Genomic DNA, 11190 nt, shown 5'->3' with positions numbered 1-11190 from the left:
CCGAGATAACGCCGGCGTCGGAGAAGGAGAAGTCGTCAACTCGGTACTCGGCCACTGCGTACGCGGCTACCACACCGCCGACCAGCGCGGACGCCACAGGACCGTAGAGCTGAGCGATTTGAACTGGGCTACGTTGCTGCATAATTCGTCGAATTCTTGCACAACTCGCCTATACGACTTATCGTCACATCGCCGTGCGGATCAATCCACACCGGTTCCCCGTCCCGAAGTCGAGGAACCAGCAGATGGCGTCCTCGACTCGGCCACTGAACGAAGTCGTAGCCGGCCAAATTTGTCTGAACTGCGTCGGCGACCCACACCGCAGCGTCCGCGAATGCAGTCTCCATCGACAGTGCGTTGAAGTAGCTGAATCCGCTGATGTCACGTGTGCCTTGCCAGCCGATCGTGACGTTGTAGTCGCTGTTGATCGAAAATTCCCAGATCAAACGGTCGACAACAACTTCAGGTCCGAATCGCAGGCAACGCAGATCTTGGGCAACACCTGCGAGGGCCTGTGCCCAAGACTCCGGTGGCGCGAAGCCGGGATCCTCGCCGGTATCGGAGTTGTTGGTGAACAGAGGAATACGCCAGGTCAAGCACTCCATGTTCCACAGTGGGGGTAGTGACATGCCGCATCCTTCCGGTTCGTGGGCCTGCACCCCAGCTTTTCAGCTGCACCCGGCTTTTCACCTGCACCTGGCTTTTCACCTGTACTCAGTCCATCACATGCACCCGGCCGTTCACAGGAAGCTCCCAGGGAACATACAGCGGGAATCCAGTGGCAGGGGAGAAGATGGTTCTCGTGACCGACAAGACCCCCGAAGCCCGCATCCTCGTTGTCGACGACGAACCCACCATCGTGGAGTTGCTCTCCGTGAGCCTCCGATTCCAGGGTTTCGAGGTGGCAACTGCTTCGAGCGGCGCCCAAGGCCTGGACGTCGCACGGACATTCCGTCCCGACGCGATCGTTCTCGACGTCATGATGCCCGGGATGGACGGCTTCGGTCTGCTTCGGCGCCTGCGCGCCGACGGCGTGGACGCGCCGGTCCTGTTTCTGACGGCGAAGGATTCGCTCGACGACAAGATCAGCGGCCTGACCCTCGGCGCGGACGACTACGTGACCAAGCCCTTCAGCCTCGAAGAAGTCGTGACGCGGTTGCGGGTCATCCTGCGCCGCGCCGGTCGCGGTGTCGCGCCGGAGCAGTCGCCGCGGGTGAAGTTCGCCGACATCGAACTCGACGACGACACCCGCGAGGTCTGGAAGAAGGGCGAGTTGGTTGCACTCTCGCCCACCGAGTTCACACTGCTCCGATACTTCATGGTCAACGCCGGGACGGTTCTCAGCAAACCGCGGATTCTCGACCACGTCTGGAATTACGACTTCGGTGGGGAGGTCGGAGTTGTCGAGTCCTACGTTTCCTACCTGCGGCGCAAGGTGGACACGGGGGAGACACCGCTGATTCACACATTGCGTGGGGTCGGCTACGTGATGCGTGAACCGCGGCAATGATCGCCGCCGCGGAAAACGATCAGCTTCCGAAGCGGGGTCGTTTCCGTCTCCATTCACTGCCGCTGCGCTTCACCCTGGTTGCGGCCTTGCTGGTGTTGGCCGCGCTGGGTCTGTTGGCGTCGGGTGTAGCGGTCACTTCTGCTCTCGAGAACTCACTGACCCAGCGAACCGACAAAACGCTGTACGAAGCGGTCGACGGTTGGGCAAAGCCGCACAGCAGAGACCTGCAACCGCCCAGTGATGTCGGCCCGGGCACCCGCCCACCCAGCCCCTTCTTCGTTCGGACCGTGACCCCGGACGGACGGGTGATCATCCTGAACGACAAGTCGACGACGACCGAACCCGACCTGTCGAAAGATTCCACCAACGGCCCGATCACCGTCGGATCGAGCGACGGTTCGGACGTGAACTGGCGGGTTCTCACGACGGTCCGCGACGGCACGACCACGACTATCGGTGTGCGACTGACGGATAACGAGCAGACCGTCGACGACTTGGTCGGCCTGCAACTCGGCATCGGCCTGGTTGTCCTGCTGATCCTCGGCGGCGCAGCGTATTTCGTGGTTCGTCGGAGCCTCCGTCCGCTTGTCGAGGTGGAGGAGACTGCCGCTGCCATTGCCGCCGGCGACCTTCATCGACGTGTTCCGGAGCGCGATGACCGCACCGAGGTCGGTCGACTGTCCGTGGCGCTCAACGGAATGCTCGCGCAGATTCAGCACGCATTTGCCGCGACCGAGGCTTCGGAGGAATCGGCCCGGCGTTCCGAGGAGAAGATGCGTAGGTTTGTCGGCGACGCGAGCCACGAGTTGCGCACACCCTTGACGACTATTCGTGGGTTCGCCGAGTTGTATCGCCAAGGCGCCATGACTGATACGGAAACGCTGATGAACCGGATCGAGGGCGAGGCGTCGAGGATGGGACTTCTGGTCGAAGATCTGCTCATGCTGGCAAGACTCGACGAACAGCGTCCACTCGAGAACAAGCCTGTGGATCTGCTTGCAGTTGCGGCGGATTCGGTACAGGCGGCACGAGCGATCGCACCGGATCGAACTGTCGAACTTCAGATGGCCGGCGGCCCAGGCCTGCCCGAAGTGCATGGTGACGAGGCCAGGCTGCGTCAGGTAGTTGCCAATCTGGTGGGCAACGCGATCAAACACACTCCGCCGGATGCGCAGGTCACCGTTCGTGTCGGTACGACCGAGAACTCCGCGGTGGTCGAGGTTTCGGATACCGGTCAGGGTTTGAGTGACGAGGATGCCGCGCGGATCTTCGAGCGTTTCTACCGCGCCGACACCTCTCGCACCCGTGAGACCGGGGGCGCCGGTCTCGGCCTGTCCATCGTTTCGGCTTTGGTTGCAGCGCACGACGGAACCGTCAGCGTCGAGACCTCCCTCGGGCAGGGGACGACGTTCCGCGTCGAATTGCCGCGTGACCCGAAGGACGACTGACGCCGGATTAACGCAACCGGTCCCCTCAGAAGTAGGTGTGCACCGTACCGACGACGCGGTAATCCGAATCGACCTCGGGAATCAGTGACCACTTGTCGAATGTGGTGCAGGGATGCGAGATTCCGCAACCGAGCAGATCGCCGACCTTCACGTCGAAGTCAGCCGGAACGTCGACGTACGCGTGCTGGTCGTTGAGTGCGGTGATCGTCAGCTCTCGTGCTGATCGGTTGGATCCGTCGCGTCGGCGCCACAGGACGATGGGAAAGCCTGCGTCGGAACCGACATCGCGGCGGCCGAAGCCCAGGATCACCCGTCCGGGTTCAGGTATGGAGAGCACTACACCCCAGACCTCTGCGGCTCCCTGCAGAGTTCGCGGACCGTCAGCCCACGGCGAAGTTTCGGCATAGAGACCGTGATCATGGGTGATATAGCAACCGCTGCGCAGCACGATGCGTACACCGTTGTCGAGTGCCCACCGTCCGGCCAGTTCGCGCACAACGAGATCGTGAAACGCACTGCCGCCGAAAGTGACCAGTGGCTGGGGAGCCTTCGCGGAGTTGTTCTCGAACAGGTTCTCGGCCACACAGATTTCCGTGAAAACCCGCGCGGATTTGAGATACGAATCGACGGAGATACGGCGGGCTGCTACCGAGGCTCCGGGCATCATGCCCTCGAACCCCTCGACTCCGGTGAGTATCAACGAAGGTGCCTGCGATGCTGCGCGTGCGACGTCGAGTGCTTGCTCGACAGTGCGAGCGCCCGCGCGTCCGCTGTCGTAGCCGAGTTCGACGAGAACCCGGATACGGCTGGCCGGTGAGACTTTCGCGATCAACTGTTCCATCAGGCGGACGCTCTCGACCGAGTCCACGAGGGTGGTGACGAAGAAATCGGGGTCGGTGGCCTGGGCGTCGCAGATCCACCGAATACCGGCGGGATCGAGAACCTGGCTGGCGATGATGATGGTGTCCACACCGAACTCATGCAGAATGCGTGCCTGCGCAACGGTTGCCGCCGTCATCGCCCAAGCCCCGGCGTCGAGTTGCCGTCGAACCAGTTCGGGGCTCATCGTGGTCTTCGCGTGAGGCGCCAGATCCACATCGTGGTCGGAGCAGAACTGCGCCATGAGGTCGACATTGTGCGCGATCGCTGCACGGTTGAGTGTCATCACGGGTAGCAGGAGGTTGCCGTCGAGTGCCGAGATCCCCAGCGGCTCGAGGTCGGAACCGTCGCGACCTTCGAGGTCGGTGCCGAAGGCCTTGTGCTGCCAACCGATCGGGGGGTTCGCGAAATCCGTCATGGCATCGATTGTGCCGTTGATTGCAGACGATGTGTTCATGTGTGGTGACTTTCTGTCAGAACTATGCAGGTCAGAATGAGATCCGGCTACGAGCGGCGTACCGGGCGACCAGGCAACGCGTCCTGGACCACGACACCGTCTTCGACGACGGGTACTCCGCCGACCAGCACGCGGCTGATACCGGTGGAGGGGCGGGTGCCGTCGATGTACGTGGCGTTGTCGGTGATTCGCTCGGGGTCGAAAACGAGGATGTCCGCGTCGCTACCGGGGCTGATCCGGCCTTTCGTCGCCATCGAGGGAACCGACTCCTCCAGAATCTGCGCAGGGATCAACGAGCAGCGCGCGATGATCTCCGACAGCGACAGCAGCCGACGCTCGCGGTACAGCGTACGAATCGCACGTGCATAGGTGCCTGCGCCGCGGGGGTGGCCGAGTGCCTTCTCCGGCAGTGGCCACTGCAATGAGTCGGCAGGCGAACGGCCGGGCCAGGTCAGTGGCATCGCGTCGCTCGCGATGGCGGCGCGATCGAAAGTCATCGCCCGTTCGAGGAATTCGCGCTGCACGGTGTCGTTCTCGTCGAGGAACTCCACCAGCACCAACCCACCGGGGTCGGTGGCCCGAAGATGTTCCAGCTGCTTGCGGTCCGCGATACGTTCACCGGTGGGTACGAATGTCAGCGACCGTGGTGTCAGATTCATCAGGTGCAGCTTGTCGGGATCGAGAAACGCAGCTCCGACGGCCGTCGACCCGGAACCGTACGGATACGCCTCCGTCGTGACGCGCGATCCGGCTGCCTGAACCTGTGCCACCACCGACAGCGCGTGGTCGACGTGCATTCCCGAGGTGCTGTTGACGTGGCAGTAGTGCATGTGTGCGCCGGTTTCAGCTGCTGCACGGGCGATTTCGACGGCACCATCCACCGGGCTCGACGGATCGGCCGAGATGAGCGGGCGCGCATGGGTATAGGTGGGAACACCGGCTCGGGCCGCGAGATCCGCCACCTGTAGGTACTCCACCGGATCGGATTTCGGCGCGTACCCGACCACCACGCCGATGCCGAGAGCGCCTGCGGCCAGATCGTTTTCGAGGAGTTCGAGAATGTGGGCGCGCTGAGAGGCGGTGGGCTCGCCCTGCCAGCTCGGGGAACCGAGATGGTGCAGGAGCGTTCTGATGTCGCCGTCGGGATCGGCCCCTGAGAGTTCGATCATTCGGGCGTGCGCCCACGACGTCGCGTAGCCGTAGTTGATCGGGCGGCCCTCGGCGCCGGCCCGGGCATATGCCTTTGCAACAGGAATGACGCCGGCTTCCAGTTCGAGGGCCGTCGTGACTCCGTCCAATGCCTGAAGTCGCTGCTCGGCGATTTCCTGTCCGTGGCTGTGCAGGTCGATGAATCCGGGGCAGATGACCTGACCGGTCACGTCGATCGTCTGCCGGGCTTCGATCGCGTCGCGACCCCACGCCGAGACCTTGCCGTCGGTGATCGCGATGCCCCGAACCTCGTCGGTCCCCGATGCGGGATCGACGACGCGGCCGCCGGTGAACACGATGTCGTGGACCTGCATCAGCGCTGCACTCCTGTCGTTGGTCGAACCGCCTGGCCCGGCGAATGTCCCGATGGTTTCACGGCTCGGGTATCGGATTCTGGTGTGAACGTCCCAAATGGAGGCCGACTCACCGTTCGAGCGGACAAGAAACGGATGCGCTCGAGTGTGAAGGTGAAAGCGAAGTTATCAATTCAGCCGATTGAGATCGATGGAGGACAGGAATGCACGTCTATATTTCGGTGGACATGGAGGGTATCGCGGGTATCGCGACGCTCGATCAGACGATCCGCGGCGGTGGCGGCTACCACCGTGCGCAGATGCTCATGACCGCCGAGACCAATGCCGCGATCGCCGGTGCGTTCGACGCCGGTGCGACGAGCGTCCTGGTCAACGACAGCCACGGAACGATGGACAATCTGCTTCACGCCGACCTGGATCCACGGGCGCGTCTGATCTTCGGAACACCGAAGATGCAGTGCATGGCGGAGGGACTGACGTCCGATCACGACGTCGCTCTGTTTGTCGGCTATCACGCACCAGCCGGTGGGCCCGGCGTCCTGGCGCACACGTTCTCGAGCTTGTTCGCCGACGTCCGCCTCGACGGCAAGTCCGTCTCGGAGACCGACGTCAACACCCTCTACGCTGCCACCCAGGGCGTTCCCGTCGGCCTGGTGACGGGTGACGACATCATCTGCGGCTTGGTCGACGCGGCCTCGCCGACAACCGAGACCGTCGAGGTCAAGAAGGCACATGGATGGTCGGCAACCAATTCGCTGCCGCCGTCGCTGGCGTGCGAGCAGATCCGAGCAGGAGCCGAGCGCGCAGTGCGTAAGGCCGACACACTGAAGCCGGTCGAGCTGCGTGACGAATGGACCCTCGAGATCGTTCACCCCACCACCACGGGAGCTGAACTCGCCGAGGCTGTTCCCGGCTCGCGACGGATTTCGGATCGTACGATTTCGCACACACTCGGCAGCGTCGACGACATTCTCGGTCTGATCACTGTCAATGCCCGGCTTGCAGCCGCAGGCGTCTCGACGATCGTGGCAGTCGCCAATCGCACGTAGTGAAGTAGCGACTCCATCGCGAAATGCCGCCGACGCCGTGTGCGCCGGCGGCATTTGTCATCTCTTGGGGCAGAACATGTTCCGACCGACCAAACGTTGCTTCGGCTATTGGTGAAACGGACCAATGCGGTAGACGTGTTCGCTGTCACACTTCATCAGTCTTTTCAATGTTCCAGTCCATACGGCACAAGACAATTCGGGAGGCTTGATGAAGGCGGAACGCGTCACAGTGGAAGGACCGTCGCGGGCGAGCGACGGTCCGGTTCGAAATATGATGGACAACAGGTCGATTCGTCGTACGACCACCGTTACGGTGGGGCTGCTCAGTACCATCTGGTTGATCGACATGGTGGATCGCGTCATGATCGGGCTTGCGCTTCCGATGATCGGCGACGAATTCTCGCTCAGCAGTACGCAGTTGGGTGGCGTGGTCTCGGTATTCGCGATCTTCTACATGCTCGGGCAGGTCCCCGGCGGAATGTTGGCCGACCGCTTCGGACCCAGGCCCCTGTTGATCGTTGCTTTGATCCTGTGGTCGGTGTTCACAGCGTTGACAGGGTTCGCGTGGGGTCTCGTCTCGCTGATGGTCATGCGTGCGATGTTCGGCATCAGCCAGGGGCTCTTTCCAGCGGCGTCGTTCAAGGCTTTGGCTGAGCGGACGCGTCCGAAAACCAGGGCGACCGCGATGGGTTTCATGCTCGGCGCCAACAACCTCGGCCCCGGCATCGCACCGCTGATCATCGCGCCGGTCCTCATGGCCGTGGGGTGGCGTGACGCGTTCTGGCTGGTGGCGATCGTCGGCGCAGTGATCGGCACGGTGGTGTGGTTGGTGCTGCCCGCACCGCTGGACACGGAAATCTCGGAAGATCCCGAGGCAGCCTTGCAACCTCTGGCGAGCGAGCACTCTCGCGCCGCGGTGTTCAAGTCCGCGTCGGTGTGGAAGTTCGCGATTCTGTTCTGCCTGGCCAACATGTCCGCGTACGGGCTGATGACCTGGGTGCCGAGTTATCTGCTCAACGACAAGGGACTCTCGCTGATCGACACGGGAATCTTTGCCGCAATCCCCTTCATCGTCACGGCGCTGGCCACGATTGTGGGCGGGCGGTTGGTGGACAAGTACTTCCACGACCGGGCCAGGATCCTTCTGGTTCCGTGTATGGCCACGTCGGCAGTCCTTTTGTTCCTGATGACCACCGCTGACACCGTCGCGATGTTCACGTTCTACGAGACGTTGGCTCTAGGCATCAGCGGTCTGTGTTCGATGTCGATCTTCGCGATGCCGTTGCGGGCACTTCCGGCCGAATTCCTCGGTTCCGGAATGGGTTTGATCAACGGTTGTGGTCAGTTCGCCGGTTTCATCACCCCGCTCGTGATGGGATGGATGGTGGACCAGTTCTCGTACATGGCTGCATTCGGAGTCCTGGTCGGAGCGACGAGCGCTGCCGCATTGGTGGCCATGATCGTTCCGCAGACCCCGGCGAAATTCTGACAAGGAGACCGAAGATGTCGGCAACGGACGGCACACGAAAGATCGAAGACGACGTCGTCACCGATTTTTCCGGGAAGATGAGTTACGGGGCCTACCTCGGACTCGATACCCTCCTGGATTCGCAGCACCCGGTGAGCGAGCCGGAACACCACGACGAACTCTTGTTCATCATTCAGCACCAGACCAGCGAGTTGTGGCTCAAGCTGTTTCTCCATGAGATTCGGGCGGCCAGAGCAGCGATCGCTGCCGACGACATTCGGGTTGCGTTCAAGCGGATCGCACGTGTCAAACACATTCAGGCCACCTTGACCGAGCAGTGGTCGGTGTTGGCGACACTGACGCCGGCGGAGTATGCGGAGTTCAGGGGCGTTCTCGGCAACTCATCGGGGTTCCAGTCGTACCAGTACCGCGCCGTGGAATTCGTGCTCGGAAACAAGAACGCGGGCATGCTGAAGGTGTTCGAATCGGATCCGTCCGCCCATCGATTGTTGGAGACCCTGCTCGGGGAGCCGACACTGTACGACGAGTTCTGGCGGTACCTGTCCAGGCAGGGGTACGACGTTCCGGCGTCGGCTCTCGAACGAGACGTCAGCGCGCCCTACGTGCGAAACGACGAACTGATTCCGCTGGTCAAAGCAATCTACGAGAACGTCGAACAGCACTGGACGGCGTACGAGGCGTTCGAGGAGTTGGTCGACCTCGAGGAGAGCTTTCAGCTGTGGCGGTTCCGGCACCTTCGGACCGTGCTGCGGGTGATCGGCATGAAGAAGGGGACCGGCGGTTCGAGTGGTGGTGCCGGCTTCCTGCAACGTGCGCTGGAGTTGAGCTTCTTTCCCGAGCTGTTTGCCGCCCGAACAGAGATCGGTACCTGACACACCTGCTTGATGACACCCAGCTGTTCGTGACACACGACGAATCCGAGCCCGAAGGACAGGAGTCTTGGACAAGATCCGACAGGGTCGCTTCGACCAAGCTTGACTGCGAAGTTGCAAGTCGGTGACAGGAGAGCGTCGGAGTGGACAAGAAATCAATGGTGGCAGACCTGGCGGCGTTGGTAACCGCCGAGTCGCCCAGTTCCGATCTCGGCGCAGTCGATGCATGTGCGGACGTGGTGGCCGAAATCGGCGAACGCCACCTCGGAAGCACCCCCGAACGTATCCGCATCGACGGGCGCCAGCACTTGCGTTGGTCGTTCGGCGCGGAGCCGAAGGTGATGCTCCTGGGCCATTTCGACACCGTCTGGCCGCTCGGAACGCTCGCGGAGTTGCCCTGGTCTGTCACCGACAACATCGCCACCGGACCCGGAGTCTTCGACATGAAGGCCGGCATCGTCCAGCTCTTCCACGCGCTCGCATCGCTTCCGTCGCTCGACGGGGTGGTCGTGCTCCTCAATTCCGACGAGGAAATCGGCTCCCCGACCTCGCGCGCACTGATCGAGGAGCAAGCACGTCAGGTCGACGCGGTGCTGGTCCTCGAAGCCGCAGCCGACGGCGCAGTGAAGACCGCGCGCAAGGGTATGTCGCTGTACTGCGTCGACATCGAGGGACGCGCTGCACACGCCGGACTGGAACCGGAACGAGGTGTGAACGCTGTAGTGGAGCTCGCACACCAGATTCAGGCCGTGGTGGAGCTCGCGGACCCGGCGGCGGGAACGTCGGTGGTTCCGTCCGTGATCAGTGGCGGCACGACCACCAATACCGTTGCAGCGCAAGCGCAACTGTGGTGTGACGTTCGAATGTGGTCCGCGAAGGAACAGGAACGCATCGACCGTTCGATCCGTGCACTGACACCGGCGCTGGCCGAAAGCCGAATTTCGGTATCCGGAGGACCCAACCGTGGGCCACTGGAATCAGCGTCTTCGGAGAAGCTGTACTTTCTCGCTCACCAGGTCAGCAGTGAGAGCGGGTTGGGAATGCTTCGCGACTGCGCAGTCGGCGGTGCGTCGGACGGAAATTTCACCGCTGCAGTCGGAACTCCCACGTTGGACGGCCTCGGTGCCGTCGGCGGTGGTGCCCACGCAGCGACAGAACACGTAGAGATAGATCAGATGATCCCGCGCGCCACCTTGTTGGCCGGTCTGGTGACTCGAATCCTGGAGGGAGGACTGTGACGATGACGTCGCCGAACAATGTCCAACGCAAGACCGTTCAACCATTCGGAGGTGTATCGCCTTCACGGATGCGGCAGGCAATCAGCCAGGCCGAGCAGGCCGCTCTGCTTGCATGTGTGACTATCGAAACCGTCACCGGGCATGCCGAGTTGGAACAGGTATTCGGTCTGTTCGAGAAGGTATGGCAGCCGGAGAGCGGTAACCCTCCCGTCCATCGGGACATGATGAAGGCGCTCGCACACTCCGGTAACTACGTCGCCGGCGCGTTTCGTGGCGGGGATCTGATCGGCGGCTCGGTTGCATTCTTCGAGGAACCGCAACACCGTTCGTTGCATTCGCACATCACGGGGATCCTCCCGAACGTGCAGAACGGGCACATCGGCCTCGCGTTGAAACTGTTCCAGCGTGCGTGGGCACTGGAACGGGGAATTCTCCACGTGCGGTGGACTTTCGACCCGCTCGTCGCACGCAATGCCTACTTCAACGTCTCGAAACTCGGTGCGTTCCCGATCCAGTATCTGCCGCGTTTCTACGCGCCGATGAACGACAGCCTCAACGGCGGCGCAGACAGCGACCGGTTGTTGATCGACTGGGAAATCGGTAGTAGCAAGGTTGCCGACGTCGTCGCCGGTTCGGGAGAAGTCCCGACTCCCGAGTCCTTGGGGGCGAGCGAACTGCTGTCCGTCTCCGAAGCCGGCCTGCCCGTGTTGAAGTCGACCAAGAAT

The 11190-nt window shown here is 62.3% G+C and carries 10 protein-coding genes; 7 read left to right on the top strand and 3 right to left on the bottom strand.

Annotated elements, in window-relative coordinates; all coding sequences use genetic code 11:
- Positions 1–128: 128 nt before the first annotated feature.
- Positions 129–629: a hypothetical protein gene (locus A2J01_RS02790; protein ID WP_063314994.1), complete on the bottom strand. Its 501-nt coding sequence runs from the start codon at positions 627–629 to the stop codon at positions 129–131.
- A 164-nt stretch (positions 630–793) separates the two neighbouring features.
- On the opposite strand from A2J01_RS02790, the gene A2J01_RS02785 reads away from it, so the two are divergent.
- Both A2J01_RS02785 and A2J01_RS02780 read left to right on the top strand, forming a co-directional pair.
- Entirely contained in the window at positions 794–1510 is a 717-nt protein-coding gene (locus A2J01_RS02785; protein ID WP_007734368.1) for a response regulator transcription factor, read from the top strand.
- Positions 1507–2958 (top strand): sensor histidine kinase, encoded by a 1452-nt coding sequence (locus A2J01_RS02780; protein WP_064111860.1) that lies wholly within the window; start codon positions 1507–1509, stop codon positions 2956–2958. The genes A2J01_RS02785 and A2J01_RS02780 overlap by 4 nt, the downstream gene beginning before the upstream one ends.
- 25 nt (positions 2959–2983) lie before the next feature.
- On the opposite strand, the gene A2J01_RS02775 is transcribed toward A2J01_RS02780, so the two are convergent.
- Complete coding sequence (locus A2J01_RS02775) at positions 2984–4255, bottom strand: alanine racemase (RefSeq protein ID WP_231915687.1); 1272 nt, start codon at positions 4253–4255, stop codon at positions 2984–2986.
- An 86-nt stretch (positions 4256–4341) separates the two neighbouring features.
- Entirely contained in the window at positions 4342–5817 is a 1476-nt protein-coding gene (locus A2J01_RS02770; protein ID WP_058039182.1) for an amidohydrolase family protein, read from the bottom strand.
- 203 nt (positions 5818–6020) lie between these two features.
- Between A2J01_RS02770 and A2J01_RS02765 the strand changes: the two genes are divergently transcribed.
- The 5 genes from A2J01_RS02765 to A2J01_RS02745 form a co-directional block, all read left to right on the top strand.
- Positions 6021–6866, top strand: coding sequence for a M55 family metallopeptidase (locus A2J01_RS02765; RefSeq protein ID WP_007734371.1), 846 nt, complete (start codon positions 6021–6023; stop codon positions 6864–6866).
- Between the two features lie 208 nt (positions 6867–7074).
- Positions 7075–8355, top strand: a complete 1281-nt coding sequence (locus A2J01_RS02760; RefSeq protein WP_037132270.1) for an MFS transporter — start codon at positions 7075–7077, stop codon at positions 8353–8355.
- A 14-nt stretch (positions 8356–8369) separates the two neighbouring features.
- A complete protein-coding gene (locus A2J01_RS02755; protein ID WP_003945883.1) occupies positions 8370–9227 on the top strand; it encodes a tryptophan 2,3-dioxygenase in 858 nt (285 codons plus the stop codon).
- 143 nt (positions 9228–9370) lie between these two features.
- A complete protein-coding gene (locus A2J01_RS02750; RefSeq protein ID WP_007734375.1) occupies positions 9371–10465 on the top strand; it encodes a M20 family metallopeptidase in 1095 nt (364 codons plus the stop codon).
- Between the two features lie 2 nt (positions 10466–10467).
- A partial coding sequence (locus tag A2J01_RS02745; RefSeq protein ID WP_231915686.1) for a GNAT family N-acetyltransferase occupies positions 10468–11190 on the top strand: 723 nt, incomplete at its 3' end.

The organism is Rhodococcus sp. EPR-134 (assembly GCF_001647205.1).
GTDB lineage: Bacteria > Actinomycetota > Actinomycetes > Mycobacteriales > Mycobacteriaceae > Rhodococcus_F > Rhodococcus_F qingshengii.
The sequence above is the reverse complement of the archived record's forward strand: the minus strand, read 5'-3'. Positions and strand labels throughout refer to the sequence as shown.